Annotated in this window: 19 protein-coding genes; 6 read left to right on the plus strand and 13 right to left on the minus strand. The window is 56.4% G+C overall.

Translation table 11 applies throughout. The features are described 5' to 3' along the window. Positions 1 to 55: 55 nt before the first annotated feature. The 7 genes from ACR0K1_RS23070 to ACR0K1_RS23100 form a co-directional block, all read right to left on the minus strand. Positions 56 to 2,047, minus strand: coding sequence for an O-linked N-acetylglucosamine transferase, SPINDLY family protein (locus ACR0K1_RS23070; protein ID WP_480851990.1), 1,992 nt, complete (start codon positions 2,045 to 2,047; stop codon positions 56 to 58). 169 nt (positions 2,048 to 2,216) lie between these two features. Then, positions 2,217 to 3,242, minus strand: a complete 1,026-nt coding sequence (locus ACR0K1_RS23075) for a LacI family DNA-binding transcriptional regulator (protein ID WP_480851991.1) — start codon at positions 3,240 to 3,242, stop codon at positions 2,217 to 2,219. Between the two features lie 76 nt (positions 3,243 to 3,318). Further along, positions 3,319 to 4,380, minus strand: a complete 1,062-nt coding sequence (locus ACR0K1_RS23080; RefSeq protein ID WP_480616965.1) for an ABC transporter ATP-binding protein — start codon at positions 4,378 to 4,380, stop codon at positions 3,319 to 3,321. A gap of 2 nt (positions 4,381 to 4,382) precedes the next feature. Beyond that, complete coding sequence (locus ACR0K1_RS23085) at positions 4,383 to 5,210, minus strand: carbohydrate ABC transporter permease (RefSeq protein ID WP_480616964.1); 828 nt, start codon at positions 5,208 to 5,210, stop codon at positions 4,383 to 4,385. A gap of 6 nt (positions 5,211 to 5,216) precedes the next feature. Continuing rightward, on the minus strand, positions 5,217 to 6,089 hold the full coding sequence (locus ACR0K1_RS23090; protein WP_480616963.1) for a carbohydrate ABC transporter permease: 873 nt from the start codon (positions 6,087 to 6,089) through the stop codon (positions 5,217 to 5,219). A 78-nt stretch (positions 6,090 to 6,167) separates the two neighbouring features. Continuing rightward, positions 6,168 to 7,490 carry an ABC transporter substrate-binding protein gene (locus ACR0K1_RS23095; protein ID WP_480616962.1) on the minus strand — a complete coding sequence of 441 codons (1,323 nt, stop codon included), beginning with the start codon at positions 7,488 to 7,490 and terminating at the stop codon, positions 6,168 to 6,170. 219 nt (positions 7,491 to 7,709) lie between these two features. Continuing rightward, a complete protein-coding gene (locus tag ACR0K1_RS23100) occupies positions 7,710 to 7,895 on the minus strand; it encodes a hypothetical protein (protein WP_480851992.1) in 186 nt (61 codons plus the stop codon). 1,645 nt (positions 7,896 to 9,540) lie between these two features. On the opposite strand from ACR0K1_RS23100, the gene ACR0K1_RS23105 reads away from it, so the two are divergent. From ACR0K1_RS23105 to ACR0K1_RS23120, 4 genes are read left to right on the plus strand one after another with little or no spacing between them, the layout of a single operon-like run. Next, positions 9,541 to 10,581, plus strand: a complete 1,041-nt coding sequence (locus tag ACR0K1_RS23105; RefSeq protein ID WP_480851993.1) for an ABC transporter substrate-binding protein — start codon at positions 9,541 to 9,543, stop codon at positions 10,579 to 10,581. After that, complete coding sequence (locus ACR0K1_RS23110; RefSeq protein WP_480851994.1) at positions 10,582 to 12,798, plus strand: ABC transporter permease; 2,217 nt, start codon at positions 10,582 to 10,584, stop codon at positions 12,796 to 12,798. Next, a complete protein-coding gene (locus ACR0K1_RS23115; RefSeq protein ID WP_480616958.1) occupies positions 12,795 to 13,868 on the plus strand; it encodes an ABC transporter ATP-binding protein in 1,074 nt (357 codons plus the stop codon). Before ACR0K1_RS23110 ends, ACR0K1_RS23115 begins: the two co-directional genes overlap by 4 nt. 2 nt (positions 13,869 to 13,870) lie before the next feature. After that, positions 13,871 to 14,437: a histidine phosphatase family protein gene (locus ACR0K1_RS23120; protein WP_170660750.1), complete on the plus strand. Its 567-nt coding sequence runs from the start codon at positions 13,871 to 13,873 to the stop codon at positions 14,435 to 14,437. 6 nt (positions 14,438 to 14,443) lie between these two features. On the opposite strand, the gene ACR0K1_RS23125 is transcribed toward ACR0K1_RS23120, so the two are convergent. Continuing rightward, on the minus strand, positions 14,444 to 15,235 hold the full coding sequence (locus ACR0K1_RS23125) for an inositol monophosphatase family protein (protein ID WP_480851995.1): 792 nt from the start codon (positions 15,233 to 15,235) through the stop codon (positions 14,444 to 14,446). A gap of 554 nt (positions 15,236 to 15,789) precedes the next feature. Between ACR0K1_RS23125 and ACR0K1_RS23130 the strand changes: the two genes are divergently transcribed. Then, entirely contained in the window at positions 15,790 to 16,353 is a 564-nt protein-coding gene (locus ACR0K1_RS23130; protein WP_480851996.1) for a DUF429 domain-containing protein, read from the plus strand. A gap of 325 nt (positions 16,354 to 16,678) precedes the next feature. Here the strand turns inward: ACR0K1_RS23130 and ACR0K1_RS23135 are convergent, their stop codons facing one another. The 5 genes from ACR0K1_RS23135 to ACR0K1_RS23155 all read right to left on the minus strand — a co-directional run bounded on the left by ACR0K1_RS23135 (position 16,679) and on the right by ACR0K1_RS23155 (position 20,480). Then, positions 16,679 to 17,116: an adenylate/guanylate cyclase domain-containing protein gene (locus ACR0K1_RS23135; RefSeq protein WP_480851997.1), complete on the minus strand. Its 438-nt coding sequence runs from the start codon at positions 17,114 to 17,116 to the stop codon at positions 16,679 to 16,681. After that, on the minus strand, positions 17,100 to 17,390 hold the full coding sequence (locus tag ACR0K1_RS23140) for a transglycosylase SLT domain-containing protein (RefSeq protein WP_480851998.1): 291 nt from the start codon (positions 17,388 to 17,390) through the stop codon (positions 17,100 to 17,102). The genes ACR0K1_RS23135 and ACR0K1_RS23140 overlap by 17 nt, the downstream gene beginning before the upstream one ends. 373 nt (positions 17,391 to 17,763) lie before the next feature. Then, positions 17,764 to 19,062 (minus strand): DUF1173 family protein, encoded by a 1,299-nt coding sequence (locus ACR0K1_RS23145; RefSeq protein WP_480851999.1) that lies wholly within the window; start codon positions 19,060 to 19,062, stop codon positions 17,764 to 17,766. Positions 19,063 to 19,667: 605 nt separating this feature from the next. Next, on the minus strand, positions 19,668 to 20,075 hold the full coding sequence (locus ACR0K1_RS23150) for a thermonuclease family protein (RefSeq protein ID WP_480852000.1): 408 nt from the start codon (positions 20,073 to 20,075) through the stop codon (positions 19,668 to 19,670). 48 nt (positions 20,076 to 20,123) lie between these two features. After that, a complete protein-coding gene (locus ACR0K1_RS23155; RefSeq protein ID WP_480852001.1) occupies positions 20,124 to 20,480 on the minus strand; it encodes a hypothetical protein in 357 nt (118 codons plus the stop codon). A gap of 155 nt (positions 20,481 to 20,635) precedes the next feature. Between ACR0K1_RS23155 and ACR0K1_RS23160 the strand changes: the two genes are divergently transcribed. After that, positions 20,636 to 21,415: a hypothetical protein gene (locus ACR0K1_RS23160; protein ID WP_480852002.1), complete on the plus strand. Its 780-nt coding sequence runs from the start codon at positions 20,636 to 20,638 to the stop codon at positions 21,413 to 21,415. The last annotated feature ends 183 nt before the right edge of the window (positions 21,416 to 21,598 follow it).

Consider the following 21,598-nt stretch of genomic DNA (forward strand, 5'->3'; position numbering starts at 1 on the left):
GTCAGTTGTGTGAGTGATCAGCCTGTATTTCAGTCTCCGTCAACGTGAGGCGGTTCTAATCTGATGCGTTGCCTTCGGTCGAAGTGGCAGAGACTTGAAAAGATTCTGCGGGCAGGTCTGCCGCACGGCGTGCTTGCGCCTGAGTGTATGCGTCTTCGAGATACCGCGTGTGGGCCGTCGTGTAGAATAGCGGGCAGGTCAGTCGATTGGAAGCGAGCCGGTTGCGGATTGCCCCCAGTCTCTCGGGATCAGTGGCGAGCGCCAAGGCGAGGCTTTCGTAACCGGCGTCGCTGGTGGTGATCATCTCGGGCAGGTCCGCCGCTGTCAATACGCTGGCGGCAACGCGGGCGGAGAACTGGTCTCCGATCCGGGTCAGAACCGGCAACCCGGCCCAGAGCGCATCGACCGCAGTTGTATGCGCATTGTAGGCAAAGGTGTCGAGGAACAGATCCGCCAGACGGTGCCGGGCAAGGTGTTGCGGGTTGGGCATCCTGTCGGCGAACACCAGCCGCGCGTCGTCCACCCCGTGCGCCCGGGCGGTGTTACGCAGGTTGCGTTCGGCTAGTTCGCTGGTCCGGAGTAGCCACAACACGCTGCCGGGTGTTCGGGAGAGCAGCCGCATCCATATCGCGAAGACGCGTGGGCAGATCTTGTAGCTGTTGTTGAAGCAGCAGAAGACAAAGGCGTTTTCCGGCAAGTTGTGCTCGGCCCGGGTTTGGGGGTCTTCCGAGATCGGACGGTTGCGGTCGCTGGGAAAATAGCTGTGGGGCAGGGAAATGACAGCCTCGGAAAAACCGTAATGCCGGTCGGGCGGCAATACCGTGCCATCGGCGATCACGTAGTCGATGTAAGATGCTCCGGTGGTGCCCGGATAGCCGAGCCAGGCGATCTGCGTTGGGGCCAGCCGGCGGGAAAACAGCGCGGCCCGGTTGTGTCGGGTGTAGCCCATCAGGTCGATGGCAATATCAAGCCCGTCCTCGCGCGCCAGTGCGGCGGCCTGCGCATCGGAGAGGCCGCTGATGTCGCGGAACCGGTCGCAATGAGCGCTGACCTTGTCCCGCATCGCGTCGCCGGCGCCTGTGAGCGCATAGGCAAAGAGCGTGAAGCGGGATTTGTCATGGGCGGCCAGCGTGCCGGTCAGCAGATGCGCGACGGCGTGATCGCGGAAATCCGCGGATACATAGCCGATGCGCAGTTTTCTGTCCTTGCCTCCACCACGTTCGGGCAGGGCCGGCGCGAGGTGGCCGATGCTGTGCTGTACATGAATTGTGGATCGCTGTTTTTGCCGGGCGGGGTGATCCTCAAGCGCCAAAGTGGCGAAGGGGGGCACGGGTTGATCTGTAGTTCCCAGCGTCTCAAGCCGAGCATTCAGCCGCTCCATTTCGGTCCAGTCGCATAGGTCCGCCAGGTGATGCAGGGCTTGGACAAGGAACCGGTCGTTGTCAGGGGCCAGGGCTTGGGCGCGCAGGAAATATTCGCTGGCAAGTTCGGGCTGTTCGGCATCCTGCAGGGTGAGGGCCAGGCCAAAACAGGTTTCGGCGGAGTGAGGCGCCTGATTAAGCGCCTGCCGCAGGCACTCGATCGCGGCCTCATAATCCCCAGTACGGCGCAGCGCGTTGCCCTTGTTGACGAGGGCGTCGTAATACTCCGGCTGCCGGTTCAGCGCGGCGTCGAAACATTCGAGTGCCGCGGACCACTGATGCTGCTCCTGCCGGAGATTGCCCAGATTGTTCCACGCCTTGACGTGATCCGGGTTCCGCTTGAGCACCGAGTGATACTGCGCTTCGGCGGCGTCGGTTTTCTTCATCGCCTGCAGCGTCACGGCGAGGTTGTAGCGCACTGTGACGTCATCGGGACACAGTGTGAGCGCCTGTTCGTAGCACTCTGCCGCGACTTGCAGCTCACCCAGTATCTTGGAGACGTTCCCCAGTGCGGTGTGAACCCGGGCGGTGTCCTGGGCGGGGAGGTTCCGGGACAGAACTTCGCGATAAAGATCGGCGGCTTCGCGGAAGTGACCGACACGCAGCCGCGCCTCGGCCCGGCGCATTAGAAGGTTGACGCTTGGCATGTCTCTCCCACTTTTCGGCTGCGGCCACTTGGACCCATGTTTGGGTTCCGTATAGCACTTAAGTGCGGGAAGCGGTGAATTGGCTACTGGGGTTTGCACAGTACCAGATCTCCATAGCGCACAATGCGACTTTCCATTTCTTGCGGAGTCATTTCAGCCTCCTTGATTTTTTTGTAGCTGCGTGTTGGAGCGCCGTATCGGGGATGCGGGCACTTCCGCGGACGATCAGTTCGCCGGGAATAACGACATTCTCAGGCATTCGTTCTCGGTCCTTGATTTCCGCAATCAGCAGCCTACAGGTAGCCTCGATCATTTGGGACAAGGGTTGACGCACCGTCGTCAAATCGAACGTTTTCCAGCTGGCCATGGGAGCGTCGTCGTAGCCAATGACGGAGACATCTTCAGGTACCCGCAATCCGAGTTCTTGGCGGAGAACTTCCAGCACGCCAAAGGCCATGTGATCGTTGGCAACGAAAAGCGCGTCGGGCGGCGTATTGGATCTAAAGAGTTTGCGGGTTTCGTCCATCGCGACTTCGCGCCGGAAATGGCAGTCGATGCAGGCAACGGGCTCTATCCTGGCGTCCTGCATTGCGGCCAAAAAGCCTTCCCTGCGGTCGATGCCATTCAATGCGCCACGCCAGCCAGCGATATGTGCAATGCGTTTGTGTCCATTCTGAATCAGGAATTCGGTCGCTCGCTTCGCTCCGTCGTAGTTGGACGCAACGACCATCGAGGCGTCAGGATCGATCTGACCGCGATTGAACAGAACGCAAGGAATGCCCGACTTGCGCACCCGCTGGACCAGCATGTTGGACAAGCTGATCGAGGCAAAAACGATGCCGTCCACCTGATCCGCCAAGAGGCCGTCCACGATATCATCTATCTCTTCGGCGCTGTTGCCCGCGAAATAGACCGTGACCGAATAACCTTGAGCGTTCAGCGCTTTGGAGAGGCGCTGCAAGGTCTCGGCGAAGAAGCCGTTCTTTAAATAGGCCAGAACGACGCCAATCCTGAATGTCTGACCGGAGTTAAGTGATCGGGCCACGAGGTTGGGAATATATCCTAGCTCTTTTGCGACCGCCCGAACTCTCGCTGCTTTTTGTGGGTCAACGGACGTCGTCTTCGTGAAAACACGGCTCACGGTTGGTTGGCTAACCCCGGCGGCCTTGGCCACATCGCTTGCTGTTACGCGGGGTGGCGCCATTTCTCAGGCCCAGATTCTACGGAAAATTTGACTGTGGTGAGCCATGTTAGCTTGCCCGGATCCGGTTCCCCGTTACCGGGTCGAAGAGATATAGATGGGCGGGGTTTAGCGAGATGCTGACCATGTCGTCCTGTTCTTTGCGAAGGTGGCGGTCCCCCTTGGCGATCACCCGCTGTTTACCCCACTGTACGGTAAGAAGCGTAGCTTCACCTGTGTTTTCGAAGGCGTAGATGCGAACGTCGATGTCGCCATCGCCGTCAGGCAATACACTCATGTCGTCTGCTCGGACGCCGAGAACGACGCTGTCGCGATCTTCGGCATTCACAGCGATCAACCGCGTACCGCCCGTCGTGACAAACTGCCCATCTTTGACCGAGCCATTGATGAGGTTCATCGCAGGCGAGCCAATGAAGCCCGCGACGAAAAGGTTGGCCGGATCATTGTAGATCTCATCCGGTGTCCCAAGCTGCTGGATGACACCGTTCTTCATGACGGCCACGCGATCGGCGAGCGTCATGGCTTCGATCTGATCGTGAGTCACATAGACGGTTGTGACCTTTAGCTCCCGGCTCAGGTGCTTAAGTTCAGCGCGCATTGTCACGCGCAACTTAGCGTCGAGGTTTGAGAGCGGCTCGTCCATAAGGAACACCTTGGGTGTGCGCACAATGGCGCGTGCAAGCGCCACACGCTGCCGTTGGCCGCCGCTCAAAGCCTTGGGCTTGCGGTCGAGGAATTCGGACAGCTCAACCTGTTCAGCCGCCTGTCGCACGCGCGGATCAATCTCGGGCTTTGGCACCCCGCGCACTTTGAGGGGGTAGGCGATGTTGTCGTAGATTGTCATATGCGGGTAGAGGCCGTAGTTCTGGAAAACCATCGCCACGTCGCGGTCCTTGGGCAGATCGTCATTTACAATGCGGTCGCCGATCCAGATTTCGCCAGTTGTCGGCTCTTCAAGCCCCGCAATCATCCGCATCGTCGTGGTCTTTCCGCAGCCGGAAGGACCAAGCAGAACCAGAAATTCCTTGTCCGCAATCTCCAGCGACTGATTATCGACACCGACGAAATCGCCCCAGCGCTTGGTCAGGTTCTTGAGAATCACTTCGGCCATTCTTAGCGCACCGCCCCCATTGTCATGCCTTGCACGAAATACTTCCGGATCAGCAGCGCGAGGATGAACATCGGCAGCATGATGATGATCCCCGCCGCGCTAAGCAGGTTCCAGAGGTCTCCCTCTTCAGCCTTGAAAAGCGCCAGCCCGATTGGAAGCGTCACGGCGTCCTTGTTTGTCAAGATCAGCGCGAAGAGGAACTCGTTCCACGCGATGATGAAGCAGAAGATGCCTGCCGTCAGGAGACCCGGCGCGGCCATTGGCAAAACGATGTTTCGGATCACCTGAACACGTGAAGAACCGTCAACCATGGCGGCTTCTTCCGTGTCCATTGGGATGCCATCTATGAATCCTTTGATCATCCAGATCGCAAACGGCATAACGATAGCGAGGTTTACAAGGATCAGACCCACCCGCGTGTCTAGGAGGCCGATGTCGCGGAACATCACAAAGAACGGTAGGATGATCACGACGGCAGGAACGAACTGAGTGGCAAGGATCGTTACAAGCATGGCCGTCTCGCCGCGAAGCCGGAATCGGCTGAAGGAATAGGCCGCCATGGTCGCGATCGGGATCGCAAAGAGTACTGTCACGAATGCGACAATCGTCGAATTGAAGAGCTTTTCGCCAAGGTGATACGGCGCATCGAAGACCAATCCGAAGTTCTCAAGCGTTGGCGTGAAGAAGAGCTTCAGCTGATAGACATCTACATGGGTCTTGAAAGCCGCGAGGAAGATCCACGCAATCGGCACCAACATGATGAAAGTTGCAATAAGGATCAGCGTTATCTGCACCGCGCCGATTAGTTGTTTTCTCTGTCGTCCGGTCATTGACGTTTACCTCTTTTTGAACACGTACTTTGCATACGCGTAGGTGAGGAAAATCATCGGGATGACCATGAGCCAGGCCACGGACGCGGCGTAGCCGATCTGCCCGTATTTCATGCCGTTGAAGTAGATGTAGTGGCTGAGCGTCTGTGTCGCTGTGCCCGGCCCACCGTTAGTGAGCATGAAGATTTGGTCGAACGTTTTGAGGCTAAAGATCGACTTCAGAATGATGACGACGGCAAGAACTGGCGCGAGTTGCGGGAGCGTGATGTCACGAAACACGCGCCAGCCGCTGGCACCGTCTACCTGCGCGGCCTCAATCGTATCTTGCGGCACACTTGCCAATCCGCCGATCAGGACGAGCGTCAGGAATGGGATCCAGCCCCAGACGTCTGCCATCACACAGACTGCAAAGGCGAGGACTGGGTCCGCCAGCCAACTCACATCTGCAAGAGGAGGGATCATCACACCGAAAAAGGCGTCAAAAAGGCCGAACTCAGGATTGAACATAAATCGGAAGCTCACACCGATCAGAGCCGGCGACATAGCAAAAGGCAGAATCAGAAGGGTCTGAACGCCAGACCGCAGTTTGCCGCCCGGCGCGAGCAACAAGGCCAAACCCAAGGCCAGAAGTGTGGTGAGCGCAACGGTCAAAACCGTGTAGATCGCCGTGACCTGCACAGAATTCCAGAATGCCGGTTCGTAGAGAAACGCCCAGGTGTAGTTCTCCCAGCCGAGATATTGCTCCAGCGATCCAGGCCGGTTCAGACGACCAACCGTGAAGGACAAGCGAAGGCTTTCGATCAGCGGCCAGATCGCTGTCGCGAAGACCACCAGCACCGCTGGCATCACGAGTAAGTATTTCAGCGTTTGATCGCGCATGAGTGGTCCCCGACAGCGCAGACCGGTACCTCGGTCTCCGGACTGCAATGGCCCGCCCCAAAGGGTGGGCCGCACGTTCTATTGGATCCGACCGGCGCGGCGGAGAACCCGCTCGGCTTGCGCAGCGGCATCCAGCATCAGCTGGCGCGTGTTGCCACCCGCCGCCGCTTCGGCGATTGCAGCCGACAGGATGTCGCCAACCTCGGGCCATTCCGGGATCTGCGGCATGATGTCGGACTCTTTCAGTGAGTCCCAGGCGGCCGCCTGAATGCCGTCGTTGGCCGCATTTACATCCGGGTCCTGCAGGGACGAGATGTGGGTGACCACGTTGTTGACAATCGGCTTGCCTGCAACCTCACGTTCGGTGGCGTTCGCCTTGTCCATCTCCGGGTTCGACAACCACTTCAGGAATTCCCATGCAGCGTCCTTGTTCTCGGAATATTCCGAGATCGAGAACGGCATAGAAATAGCATAAGTTTTCGTCGTCCCTTTGTAGGACGGCATACCCGCAAATGCGACCTGATCCTTGGTCAACGTAGATGAGTCCGGGTTGTAGAAGCCCGAATAAGCCCACCACCACACAGGGATCATCGCCGAATTGCCCTGCATGAACGACTGACGCGCATCCTGCTCAACAAATGCCAGGCTGTTCGGGTTGGTCACTCCATGTACGGTGTGCAGCGCGATGTAATCTTCGGTCGCCTGCAGTGCTTCTTCGGACGTCCATGCTGGCGTCCAGTCATCATTGAAAATGTCTGCACCCGCTGCCCAAAGGAAGTTGATCCAGATGAACAAGTTCTGCCGGTTGCCGTCATTGTTGTAGTAGAGCGCGAGCGGCGCGATATCCGGGTTGGTCTCCTTCAACTCTTTGCCTATCTCGATCAGCTCTTCCCAGCTTGTGGGCGGCTCGGGGATGAGGTCCTTGCGATAGAACATAAGTTGCGGGTGAGCGCGCAGCGGGAAGCCCAGCGTCTCGCCTTCGAACTGCGCTGAACGGGCGAAGGCTGCCGGGTAGCGATCCATCGAGATGCCGTCGCGTTCCATCAGATCGTCGATCGCCATCAGCCAATGCGCATTTGGCGGGCCCCAGCTGTCGAGATAGTTAACAACATCAAAAGTTCCGTTTGCCGCGATACCTTCAGCGTTGATCTTCTCCTGAAGGCTCCCAAACGGAATGAACGTCCACTCGGTCTCGATACCTGTGAGCTCGGTGAATTCGCCGTCGCGAAGCATAAGGCCGTCAAACTGAGGCGTAACAACACTCAGAATGTTGAGCTTGGTGCCTTCAAATGGTTTCCCGTCAAGCAGGTTGTAAGGTGCGTTCTGGGCCGAGACCGTGAGCGGTGCCAGAAATAGGCTGGCCACCGCGACACCTGCCTTCAACAGAGTCCTTTTTCGCATTTCATCCTCCCTTATGAATGGCAACTGATTCGAGCCTAGTGGGCGATGAATGCGTATTCAAGGTTGTTTTAGAGAAGGACTTTTGAGGTATTTGAAGGCAAGACACATAAGATTGCCAGCTTGATCAAATTGCCGCCACTCAACGCTCTGGGTCCGCAGGAGTTTCGGCGCAACATGGGGTTCTCTCAGGGTCAGCTTTGTCCCGCATAGCCGACATTCCTACTGGTCATTGGCGGCCTGAAGAAACGGCTTCAGCCAAGCAGCAGGAAGCCAATTGTCAAAGGCGGCATGGCGAACTCTGAACGCGGCCATTCCATTTTGCACGACTGGACCTTCAACAATCGTTCCAACTTCACTCGTAGTATTGTCTGGGAAGGTGGCTACCAACCTGTCGCCAATTTCCATAGCCTGCCCCTGCTTTTCAAACGCTCAATCTTGCAAGTTTTTTGAACCTAAAGGTTTGAGTCTACCGGCCCAACGGTCGGCATGCTCCTGCAGCGTATCAGCACGACTGTCGTGCATCGCCATCAGTTCGCACGCGGCCCACATTGCTACGTCCTGGTTCGTGCTCTTGCTACTCAGCAAGTAGGCGTTAGCGGTCGCCGTTTCTGGGGTCGCTGGTTTGTGTCTCACTTCGGGTTTCCCATCTTCACGTTTGCCGCATCGAGGTCCAACCCAGGATGTTGACGCGCCTCGGATAGCACAAATGCCTCTGCTGTTAATACAGGGGATTTACAGCCGGACTGCCCCTCGAAATAGTGGCGAGACAGGTGCGACGCGCCAAACTCATACCCCCTCTTGGAAATCGTTAACCCCCTCGGGGCGCGCCGCACTTGTTTGGTATGGACACAGATTGTTGGAATTGTGTCTGCAACAAGGTTTTGTGCCGTTAAGTCCGAGAGCACGCACATGTTCCCTGCTTGAATGAGGGATAAAATCTACACTTATTACGGGAAAACCCCAATTTCGGAAACATGAATCAGAGGGTAGTGTTTTATCAACGGATCACTTGACCCAATCCGTTGCAACACACACAGGGGCTGGCCAGTTATACCCCCTCACTTGTGCCAGCCCCTCATACCATCCATCATAAGTAATGCGGTTGTGCGCCCTTAATTGACGGCAAACTATGAGCCGGTCTAAAGAGCCTTGCCCCCATCCTGCCGGTAAGGGTTCACCGCCGGGTCATGTTGTGCGCCTTTATGGACTTGGCCCGCTCTATTTCCCCACTTGGGAATGTCAGCTTGATTTCACCGGGAAAGTAACACCGCGGACAGACGAGCTTATCCAAGATTGTGAATGGCCACGGAGACTGGATGTTCTACGTTCATGCGGGGCCTGACGGGCAGGTGATTGATAGATTGTGGTTGATTGACCTAAGGGCGTTCAGAGCGGCGCTGATCCGGCACAGAACGACAGGCACGCACTTGCTCATGGGCCACAAGCGCAACGCCGATGGCACGTGTTTCAAATAGTTCGACATTAGGTCGTTTCCGAAGGAGCCGCCTTTGGTGGTGGCGCAGGGATAGGAGTAAATCTAGCCAGAGACCACCCCTTGAACCGGGTGGGCTTTCTCGTTGGCAATGTCTGGTTTGAGCCCATTGTTGTCGTTCGCAGGGTAAGTTTCCTCGGTCAAGTAGGGCGATGAGAACGCGCTCACTGCGTGAACCCACACATCACAAGTGGGGTCAAAATAGGAAGCTAGCTTTCAACATTCGCGGCATAATCTGTATGACCGCTAGACCATCTGATTGCCCAGAACACATTCGCCAATTGGCGCAAGTATCAAGCTCCGCGCATTCGAAGGCTATGGGTGAGCTTGCGATCTTCCTTTGAATAATGCTTGCAATGGTGCTCTGTTTGGATCGCACTGATTTTGTCGCTCTGCAAAAATCCTTGCGAAACAAGTGTTAGAGTGGTCAGACTTACATAGTCACAAAGAGGAAAAGCCGTACCGAGACCGGTGAAATAAGAAGATGCCACAATTAAGCGTGGCCGCCCTCACAGGTGACATGACAGTTCCCGGCTCAAAGCTGGAAGCTGGATAGTTATGGGAGGAAAGACTTTGAAAAAATTGACAAACACACTTGCTGGCTCACTGATCGCATTCGCCGCTTCCATGGGTGCTGCGCAAGCCGACAAGCTGACATTCTACTGTTCGGCGCAGGAAGACTGGTGCCAGCTGATGGCGCGCAGTTTCGAGGACGCCACCGGCATTGACGTGAATATGACTCGCAAATCCTCTGGTGAGACTTTTGCGCAAATCCGTGCGGAAAGCTCAAACCCAAAAGGAGATGTCTGGTGGGGCGGCACGGGTGACCCGCACCTTCAAGCGGCCGAAGAAGGTTTAACTATGGAATATGTCTCGCCCATGCGTGACCAGTTGCATGACTGGGCAATTTCACAGGCCGAAAGTGCTGGCAACAAGACCATCGGTATCTATTCGGGTGCGTTGGGCTATGGCTACAACTCTGACCTCCTGGCGGCCAACAACCTGCCTGAACCCGCCTGCTGGAAGGACCTGCTCAAGCCTGAGTATAAAGGGCACGTTCAGATGGCGAACCCGAATTCATCCGGAACTGCCTACACGACGCTGGCGTCGATGGTGCAGATCTTTGGCGAGGACGAGGGCTTTGAGTTCATGAAAGGCCTCCACTCCAACATCAACCAGTACACCAAATCCGGTTCGGCACCCATCAAGGCCGCGGGTCGTGGCGAGAACACGATCGGCATCGTCTTCATGCATGACGCTGTCAAGCAGGCGGTGTCGGGCTTCCCTGTAAAGGTTGTCGCTCCTTGCGAAGGCACCGGTTACGAGATCGGTTCGATGTCGATCATTGAAGGCGCTCGCAACGAAGAAGAAGCCAAGAAGTTCTACGACTGGGCGCTGAGCGCCGAAGCGCAGAACCTTGCACTTGAAGTCAATGCCTTCCAGGTTCCGTCCAACAAGGGTGCGCAAACATCTGAAAGCGCCCCGGATATGAGCCAGATCAAGCTGATTGACTACGACTTCAAAAAGTACGGCTCCTCTGATGAGCGTAAGCGTCTGCTGCAAAAGTGGGACGAAGACGTTTCGGTGCTGCCGCAGTAAGTGACTGACACTTCGAAAACCAGGACCCACCCGGTATTGATCTTCTGGATCATTGTCGGGTGGGTCGGCTACGTCCTGCTGCCATGGTACATGGTTGAGGATGGCCTTTGGTCATTTGAATGGCTCTTTAACGGCTATCCGTTTGACGAAGATTTTGCGCCCGCTCTATTTCTGATCGGGCAGGGTGAAAAGCTCTGGCTTGCACCCTTGCTGATACCGCTGGCATTGCCAATTCTGGTGCTTGGGAAACCTAAATCTGATCCGATCTACGCTAAGATCCTGATACTTGCGGGTGCACTGGGCTTTGGCTGGCTGATTGCGCAAGGCTTCGGGATCGGCATTCGCGGCTTCAACTTCGACTGGCTCAAGGCCCTGTTTGGCGCGCCAAAAATCCGACAGTTCGGCATGGGTTATGGCGCGATGCTCTGTGCGTCGGCCTTCCTGTTCCTGCTCACGCAGGGCATCGCGGCGCGCGGTGCAGTCAACGGCGATGTGTTTGTCGTCAGCGCCATCGGCGGTGTCATTTCAATTGTCACCGCCTTCGTGTTCTTTCCAATTGCCAACATGCTGTTTTCGGCTTTTGTGACCGAAGACGGCGCCTATTCGGTATCTGTTTTTGCCTCGAAGTTCTTTGATGATCGTCTCTGGGGATTGGGGTGTTTTTGGGGTGCGAAATGCGGCGCCGCGTGGAACTCCCTCTTTTTAGCCATTCTCGTCGGCCTGATCACTACGGTTCTGGGACTATGTTTTGCACTTGTGGTCACCAGGTCAGGGTTTCGGTTCAAGCGTGGGATGCGCGCGCTGACGGTTTTGCCAATCATCACGCCCCCCTTCGTAATCGGGCTGGCCTTGATCCTACTCTTCGGTTTATCCGGGTCGGTCACAGTCTTTTTCGCTGATCTTTTTGGCGTGCAACCGTCGCGATGGCTCTATGGAATGCCGGGTGTCCTGATCGCCCAGACGCTGGCCTTCACCCCCATCGCATTTCTGGTGCTGATCGGTGTTGTCGAAGGCGTGTCGCCGTCGATGGAGGAAGCCGCCCAAACGCTGCGCGCCAATAGGTGGCAAACCTTCCGAACGGTGTCGCTGCCCCTGATGAGACCCGGTCTGGCGAATGCCTTTCTGCTCGGCTTCATCGAAAGCATGGCCGACTTCGGCAACCCGCTTGTTCTAGGCGGTAATTTTGACGTTCTGTCGACCGAGATTTTCTTTGCCATCGTCGGCGCGCAATATGATCAGGGTCGGGCCGCCGTTCTGGCCATGGTACTGCTCTTCTTCACGCTGTCTGCTTTTTACGCGCAGCGCGCCTGGCTCGGTAGGAAAAGCTACACCACCGTTTCCGGCAAGGGGGACGCCGGGGTGCATCCGCTGATGCCCAATGGGCTGGCAATACCCGTGCTGGCCATCGCGACCATCTGGGCGCTGTTTACAGCGGTTGTGTACGGCATGATCATTTACGGCAGCGTCGTTGAGCTTTGGGGCGTCAACAACACGCTCACCTTCAAACACTATGTCACCGCCTTCTCAGTGCGCTTTGAAGAGGAAGGTATCCGCTGGACGGGTGCCGCATGGGACAGTTTCTGGACCACCATCAGCATTGCGGCCATAGCGGCTCCGCTGACGGCAGCTGTAGGACTGGTAACCGCCTACTTGCTCACGCGCCAAAATTTCGCCGGAAAGAACGCCTTCGAATTCGGAACGATGCTGTCCTTCGCCATTCCCGGTACCGTCATCGGGGTCAGCTACATCCTGGCTTTCAACGTTCCCCCGATCGAAATCACAGGCACTGGTGTGATCCTCGTGATCAGCTTCATTTTCCGCAACATGCCCGTCGGCGTGCGTGCGGGCATTGCATCCATGTCGCAACTGGACAGGTCGCTTGATGAATCCTCGCTGACGCTGGGTGCAAACTCGTGGCAGACGTTCCGACGCGTGATCCTGCCCCTGCTCAAGCCCGCCATCCTAGCGGCACTCGTCTACAGTTTTGTCCGCGCGATGACCGCGATCTCGGCAGTCATTTTTCTGGTATCGGCCGAATACGACATGGCGACCAGCTACATCATCGGGCGCGTCGAGAACAATGATTACGGCCTTGCCATCGCCTATTCCACCACGCTGATCTTCGTGATGCTTGCATCTGTAGGGCTTTTGCAATTCCTCGTGGGCCGCGTGAAGATCGGACGGCGCACCCAGATCGGAGCGGAAAGAACGACATGACGGATACCAACATTGCCAGTAAAGCCGCGCCGGTTCGGTTCGAAGGAGTGTCAAAAGTATTTGGCAAAGATGTCGTGGCCGTCGACAACATCGACCTGCATGTGGAAGCAGGTAAACTGGTGACGTTGCTGGGGCCATCGGGCTGCGGCAAAACAACGACGCTGCGCATGATTGCCGGTCTGGAGATGGCCAGCTCGGGCAGGATCGTGATTGGCGATCGCGACGTGACCAAGCTGCCCGCGACCGATCGCGATGTGTCTATGGTGTTTCAGTCTTACGCCCTGTTCCCACATATGAGCGTGCTGGAAAACGTGATGTACGGTTTAACATTCTCCGGCTTTGATAAGAGCGAGGCCAGATCGCGCGCGCTCAAAGGGTTGGAACTGGTGGGCCTCAAAGGCTTCGACAAACGTTTGCCTAGCGAGCTGTCAGGAGGCCAGCAACAACGTGTCGCAGTCGCCCGCGCGCTGGTGCTGGAACCGCAGGTGCTGCTCTTTGACGAACCCCTGTCGAACCTCGATGCCAAACTGCGCCGACAGGTGCGCGAAGACATTCGCTCGATTCAGCGGGACCTCGGACTGACGGTTGTCTATGTAACCCACGATCAGGAAGAAGCGCTTGCCGTGTCCGACGAGATCGTCGTCATGCGTAACGCCGCCATCGCCCAGATCGGCACACCACGGCGACTCTATGACTCACCAATCGACCGCTTCGTGGCTGACTTCATCGGTGAAGCGAACCTGATCGAGTGCAAAATCGTCGAAGTCGATGGCGACCAGGCCACAATCGACATCGAAGGACACCGCCACAGCTTGCCCTCTCGCGATTTGCCCGTGGGTCCGGCAACGCTGGCGGTGCGTCCGTCCCGCATCCTGATCGGATACGAAACCGGCATCACGGCAAAAGTCTCCAAGGCTACCTATGTCGGCGTGCGCATGGAATACACGCTGACCGGCGCATTCGGACAGGTGTTTGCCGTGCAGGACGACGTGGATGACCCGTTACAACCGGGCGCTGACGTCAAAATGGCCTTTGCAGACCGGGGACCGGTTTTGCTGCCGAAGGGCTGACATTGCCGAAACTCGTTATCATTTCGCACCCGGAAGTGGTCGTGAACCCAGAGATCGCAATCACCAACTGGGAACTGAGTGAGGTGGGCCGCACCCGGGCCGAAGCATTTGCAAATGCGCCGATCATGGCCTCGGTAAGCGCCATCTGGTCCAGCACCGAACGCAAGGCAGAACAGACAGCTGCGATCCTGGCCAAGCCGCACGGCCTTGAGGTGAAGGTAAACCCGGCGCTGGGCGAAAATGACCGCAGTGCCACCGGTTTCTTGCCACCGCACCAGTTCGAAGCCGCCGCCGATGCATTCTTCGCGGCACCCGACGTGAGCTTTCGCGGCTGGGAAACCGCGACAGATGCTCAGGCCCGGATTGTCGGGGCAGTCACGTCAATCATGGACGCGCACGATGGTGGTGATCTTGCCATCGTAACCCACGGCGCGGTTGGGACGCTGCTGTGGTGTCATCTCTCCGGAGTGCGGATTGATCGCCAGCACGACCAGCCTGGGCAGGGGCATTTCTGGAGCGCTGATTTGGACACGCTGTGCTGCAACCCCGGCTGGCGGGCTATCGCCTGACGCAAATCAGACGTGCCATGCCTTCTCGCAAATTGCTTTGAGATCATCAAAGATCTTTGGCGTACCGGCAATGACGCGGCCACCATCGCGGATCATTTCATTGGCGTCCTGTTCTTCGACGACACCACCCGCCTCTGTGATCAACAGCTGACCGGCAAGACAGTCCCACGCGTTCATATGCTCTTCGACGTATCCCAACAGCCGGCCTGCCGCGACATAGGCAAGCGACAGCGCGCCGCTTGCATTGCGATGATACATGGCCCCGCGTTCGATGATAGCTGAAATGATTGGTATCACCTTTGCCGCTTCGATGCGGTTCGAATATCCGACCGAGACGGTTCCGCTTGCCATATCGACGCCTGATGCGACCTGCATTGGCTGCCCGTTGAGCGTTGCTCCCGCCCCCCGCATGGCGACATAGGTCTCAGCCACGTTCGGCTCGTGAATGACACCGATTTGTGTTTGTCCCTCTGAAACAACCGCCAGGACGATCGTCCACGCCGGAATGCCGTTTACGAAGTTCGTGGTGCCGTCAATCGGGTCTATTACCCAGTCAAACCCGCTGGACCCTGATTTCGCAGCGTGCTCCTCTCCGAAGATTCCGTCATCGGGATAGGCCTCGGTTATTTTTTCGCGAACATACGTCTCGACATTCCGGTCGGCTTCGCTGACCCAATCCTGAGCACCCTTTGCATCCACCACCAGAGTGTCTCTATTGCCAAAATAACTTATAGCCAACGCGCCTGCTTCTTCAGCCACTTTGGTGGCGAACATACTTCGATCAGAGATGCTATGCACTCGACCCTCCTGCCGTTAAATTCTGTTTCTGATTATGAACAATAGGCGGTGCCGGGGGTCAGCACCACCAAGCAACTTTAAAACCCGTTTCGTCGGTTTACTCAGATAGATATTACGACAACGAAATGAAGCCCCAAACTAATGGTGGACAGCGGACCTATGCAATTGATGTCTCTGACGTGAAGGCCCGCTTTGAGCGCGTTGTAGCCCAAAGCCGATTAATTTCCGACGGTACAGCTTAAGCCCATAAAACCTTTGACCGACCATAAATGTAGCGACTGCTTTAGTCCGCATAGCGGTCGCTCGTGATAATCACGCGAACGTCAGCACCGAGCCCCAAAGTGTCGAATGCAGCAACTTGCGCAAATGGAAGTGAATTTGCACAAAGCCGACTTTGATCGGTAAGAAGCCGTTTATCAACGAGCATAGGATTTAGAACCGCGCGCCGTGTTGCGCCCTTGCCAAAGGCAGCCATCCAGACATTGTATCGTTTCTTCGCTGATGCGAAGTTTGCCGAATGGCCGTATTGATGCTTGAAACGAAAGGGTGGGAACTTGGCATTATTTCTTGGTTACGATCCCGGCGGAAAAGCTAAGAACGGTGTGGCTGCAATTCGTGTGGAAGCAGCTGAGATTGAGGTATTGCAAACGGAAATAGTCCTTGATGCCTCCGAAGCTTTGTCATGGCTGACAAGGTATACAAGCAGCGCGCAGGCGCTTGGCATAGATACCCTTCTTGCATGGTCCCCCAAGGGCGGGCGCGCTTGCGACGACGCACTCCGAAGCAAATATGGCGGCAACTCGATTGTAGCGCAGAACTCCCTCTACAGCGCGATGACACTAAATGGCGCAATTGTCGCTAGGCGGATTGGTTTACCGGTCTACGAAAGCCACCCCAAACTTCTTCTTAAATCGAATTCCAAGGCGGGAATCTGCGATGTTTATGACAAAGCCGTTGTAAAGGACGGCGCAGATCATGCGGGAGACGCGATAGTCGCAGCTTGGTGCGCCGCGATGGGGCACACACGTGAGTGGACAGTTGAACTGTACTCGGACATTGAGGACGATATCGAACTCGTAGTGCCTGACGCAAGTTATCCATGGTTTGAGCCAGTCTAGAACCGTCACTGAAGTAATGCTTTAGCGAAGCGCAAACTGCAGCCGCTTATGCCGCAAACATCAAAGGCAGCTTAGTCCGCAAATTGTGAGTTCCAGACCCTCTCGATCATGCGGTGGCAGCGAATGTCCGGTCTGGTGAAGCTGCAGCGCAGAGATTGACTACATCGGCAATGGCAGGACTGGGCCGTCCGCGAAGGATGATTCCGGGCTGCAGGCGGAGATGCTGCACCGCCCCCGACGTCGGCAGTGAGCCCAGAGCAGACCGGTTTCATTCCAGTACCCGCGCCTAAACGAATGATTGCCAATCGCCTAATGCAATTGAGCGTTAAGTGAAAATTTCGTAAGAAAAGACCTCTAAGTCTTCATCAAAACCGCGCAAAGAATGCGCCCCCAGTTTTAGCGGCTCTTCAGATACCAAGTTCACAAAATCACCCGTTGCTAAAAGCCGCGCCTCCAGTTTTCGCGTCAGGCCCTCTAACCTGCTGACAATCGCGACTGATGTGCCAGTTACCGTAAAATCCAAGCGCTTTTCAGTGCCAACATTGCCGTAGACAGCCGCGCCAGTGTGCAACCCAACGCCAAATTCAGCACGACCTGATGGATCAAGTTCTTCATTCCTCTGAAACGCTTCGCGGGCCGCGGACAGGGCTGCTTCGCACATGTCTTCGGGTAGCCTTCGTTGACCATCAAATGGAAAGATCGCAAGCAACCCATCGCCAACGAATTTGAGAATCTCTCCGCCGTGATCACCGCGCGCCGCCATCGAGGTTTTGCACCGGGTCATGCGGATTGACACCAAGCGCGGCGGCGGTGGGCGGCATCAGCTGCGCAAGTCCCAGCGCGCCTTTTGGGCTAACAGCATTGGCGTTCCAGCGGCTTTCCTGATGGACCAGCGCATGAAAGAGCGGCACCGGAACACCGTGGCGTTTGGCAGCGCGTTCTGCCTCTGCTGCCCATTCGCCATTGGGGCGCGAACTTGCGTTCTTCGAGGCAACCTGTTCCGTATTGCCTCGGTCCTCATATTTGAGGCATACCATTGCACCTGCCCGGAATGCCGGTTCCAGACAGGTGCGGGTGGGGGCGGTCGCGCAGAGCAAGCGCCCTCCACTCAACAGCGGGCCATCACGGCTCGCACAAATTGCTGACTCGTCGTTCTGCGCGTGGGCAGACGATGCGAGCGCTGCGATCAAAGGGAGGCCAATCAGCAACGGTTTGAACAAGTTTCTAATGTCTGCTGATTGTCCTTTTGAGACTTGGAGTGGATTGAAATAGGGGAGGTCTGCCGATCTAATCCCATCCCAAACCCGGATCGATCGGCATCTCTCTCCGCCGCGTGTTCGTCCTGTCGGCGGGGAGGGAACCCATCCCGGTCCACACAAGTTGTCGACGCGGCCTTTGTTTTGAAGCTTTTCAATCCTCATCGGGGAACCTTTCGATTGCTCCGCTTGGAATTGGGTTGTCCCAGGTTTCGTCCGCGTCCCCCTCCGGGAGTCGTGAGTGGCAGCTGGAGGGGGACGCACCACGATCCGGAAACGGGCGCATCGGCCCATCGTCAAACCAGCACCAGCTCGGGTAGTGCCCTTCTTCCGAGGCGGTGGTGAGCAGTGCCAGCGCACCGGCGTCGTCGGGATTATCAGCAACGAACACGGCAACAGGATCTGGCGTGTCCAGCAGAACAGCGGATGCGATTGGTGCATCAGCCGGAAGGTTGAACCGCATCTGTTTCTGGAAGGCGCGGGACTGTTCGGTCAGCGCATTCAGCACTTCCAGTTCGCGCAAGCCTTCAAACGGAATCCAGTTATCCGTGACCAGCATCATGCCAATCTCATGCAGAACCGGATAACCCGCCTTGGCGATAGAAAAGCTGGCGATCACGATGGCATGACCAGACCCCATGGCTTCAACGAGGCGCAGCTGATCCCCGAACACGTTCTCAAACTTCTGCGCAAGCTCCGCATTAGCAAAGAACGCGCAATCCGGGGCATGTTTGAAGATGAACCGCGCCCCGTGCGCCGTGGGTTCCTTCCATTTGTGTTCCGCGACCACCAGACCGAAAGGAGTTGCACCGCGTCCAGCTGGCCGCAGGTTGGCGAAGAGTTGGTTTCGTCTGGCTGCAATCTCACCTTTGTTCTCAGGCTTGAAGTATTCCGGGACATAGAGGATGCGGGCCAGCTCCTGACCTTTGACGATCTTCGCCGCCGCGGCCCTGCGCAGAGCGTGGTGGTTCACACCCCAAAACCGCTTTCCTTCCATTCTCGGATACCATTTGCCCAGATCCGCCTCATGCCAGAGGAAATGCAAAACGCTTGTGATCGTAAGCTTGCGCGGTGCGGCCTTGGCCTCGGTTGGCTTTGCACCAGTCTGTTCGGGTGCAGTTCGGCCCGTGCTGTTCTTGCGCAGCGGAAATCCTAGTTTGAGCGTGGTGGTGCCGTCATCAGGATCTTCGGTGATGGCCGACGCCTGGACCTGTGCCAGCCCGGATAGTTCCTCGGGCGGCAGGAAGGACGGGCAGTCAATTGCGTGATCTGGCCCGGTCCCGGGCATCCGTTTGACGATGAACCTGCCAGCGGTCGCCGCGATATACATCTCTGGGGAAGGCGAACGGCACCCGCATTGAACTCGTGTGCCGGCATTGTGCGCCACCGTCAGAGCGTGTTGACCCGCTTCGCTGTCGACTACCAACGGAGTGCCGTTCAGAAACAGGGTCATTCTGCAGCCCCCAGACTGCTCTGAGGCGTGTTGACCAATCCGTGATCGATAAGGGTTTTAATTTGGATTGAATAGGTTGGGTTGAGTAGCTTGTGGTGCGTAGCATCTGGTGGATTGCAATTTACGGAAATGTGGTAGGTGCGGCTCAAACCGAACCTAGCCACATTCTCTCTTCGGTGTAGCACCACATGCATCGAAGAGAGGTCATCTCGGAGGTTGCCGTACGACGGCGAGATACCGTTATCGGGGTTTAGGTCAAGATATTTACCATAAAACGGATTACACGGAACGCGACTGCGGCGCTTGCAGGCGCCTGACAGCCTGCAGGCTATTAGATCCACGAATGGTTCAAAAACCAGCCAGAGCTGAGGTCTCTCGGTCGAAGTCATTGTGATTGACTCCGCCGTTGTGCTGTCCTTTTTAGGAACAGCATCGGGGTTTGCTGTTTTCTTCATCGTTACGGTTTTCTCTTGATGCGCGAGAATTGCCCCGGATAGCTTTGGGGCGTCTCTGGCCCTGTCAGTTGTTGGCGCAACCGACAGGGCCGTTAACTGCTCGATTTAGTTCGCTTCCTCCTGCTGCATTGTAGTTTCCAGTCTTTCAGTTTACTGGCACCAGGACTGGCGTTTGCCGCCCCAATATTCGCGAGCGAGACCCTCTGAAATCAGAGTGGTCCCAACATCCCACCCATCCACACGGCCGACCGCCAGGAAGCGGCCATGCCGGTCGACATCCTCTTCAATTTCAAGGTCGATGAACCCGGCCGTTTTTATGAGTTCCGTGAGCCGGATCTTGGCTTTCAAACCCAACGCTTTTTCTGCGGCGCACTGCAGTTTGTTGGTTTCAGGCGTATCAAAACCCACAAGACGATATCTGTCATCGCCGTGATCAATTGTATCCCCGTCAAGAACGAGCACATCAGAGGCTTTTATAACCTTTGTTTTTGGTGCCTGAGCAAGCCAGATCACAAACAACGAGGCGAGCGTTGCTACGAGAAACAGGAGCCGCGTCATGCCCCCTGCCCCCACAAATAGATTACCCGCGTGTTCGAGCGTGACCGGTTAGGTTTCGGATTTCGCGTCCAGAGCCTGTGCTGCTTCCAGACCCTCCGGAGTGATCGACTCGATCGTGTAATCTGATTTGACGCAGAGAATGCGCCCGTCCCCAAACTCCTGGTGATGCTTGAAAAGGCCCGGCCAAAGATCAAACTCTCTGGGTTCTGCCCCCGTGCGAGAGATCTTCGACTTGCACAAGGCTCCAACATAGGTCGGAGAGCTGTATATGCAGTGGTACTTTGGCCGTCCAAGGGATGCGAGTCCGATAAATTCATAGCGGCAGGTAAAAGGAACCTGATCCTCTTTCAGGCCCCGAACCATCTCGATGGTTACCACAGTGTACTGTCTTTTATTGTCCGCCATGACGACCCCCTATGGGCCGCCTTCTACATCCAAAAGTTGTGGACTAAAACACAATCTACGTCAATATAGTAAAACATACCGATATGCCATATTAGATTGAATAACGTATATTGGCGGAAAATTGCTAATTGGATTCGCAAGAAGGAAACACCACCATGAAACACCTCAGATCTGGAATTCGAAACCGCGTTAAAGCCCTTGCACTCGCACTCGCCACTCTGCCGGCGTCACAGGCCAGTGCCTACCCGATCGACTGCGCCATTTTCCTCTGCCTTGCCGGGGGCTGGCCGAGTTCACTGGATTGTAATGCTGCTCGGGCCGAGCTCATCCGGCGTATCACGCCCCATCCGATTGAACCGCCGCTTCAACTCTGGCGGTGCCCAATGGGCACCGCTTCGGGATCTACCAGTATGTCGCCCCTACAGCGTCTCGAAGCCATAAAGTCATCAAGTGCCAATCCGCTTCCGGAATTTCCCGTGAATAACGAGACTGCACCTCAAGTCATGGACGTATCTTATTCTGCGGAATTCCGGGCAGCGTTGAGTGTCGCCAACGCCACAGAATGGATGCCGCTCGGAACGGGAGGAACCTCGTCGACAACCGATGAGTTAGATCCCCCAGTTCTTCCAGAACCCATGCTGGCGGGCCTGAATTTGTCCTCTTCCGACTTCGATGTCGTCCGATCGATCCGTGTTTGGCACGTGCGCCATTACAGCTACCGGGTCCGAGAACGAGAAGGCCCGTGCGAAGTCCGATTGGATATGGTTGTCGGAACTTACGATGAAAACACGGACTTCCAATGGTCAGACTATGCACCTGGCCCACGCCCAAACTGGCTCCCTATTCGCAAGCATTGCCCCAGTTCCTTCCGCGGCGTTGGTGTCGAATGGACGGATGTGTTCGGCTCGAGCGGCTACGAACTGGTAAAATACTGATGTAGTTAACGCGACAGCGGAACGTATGGCTTTTGCCACTGTCATAAGAATTGCCAGCTGTGTTTGATTTCCAGTTTCATAGTGCTGCTGGCAAGAAGGGCGCGAGAGGAGGAAAATCACCGACGTCTGTATCGTGAGAGCAGTGTTCGGCTACCGAGAACCGCGTCGTCTGCTTTGTGGTTT

The sequence above is a fragment of the Ruegeria sp. F5 genome, assembly GCF_056533845.1.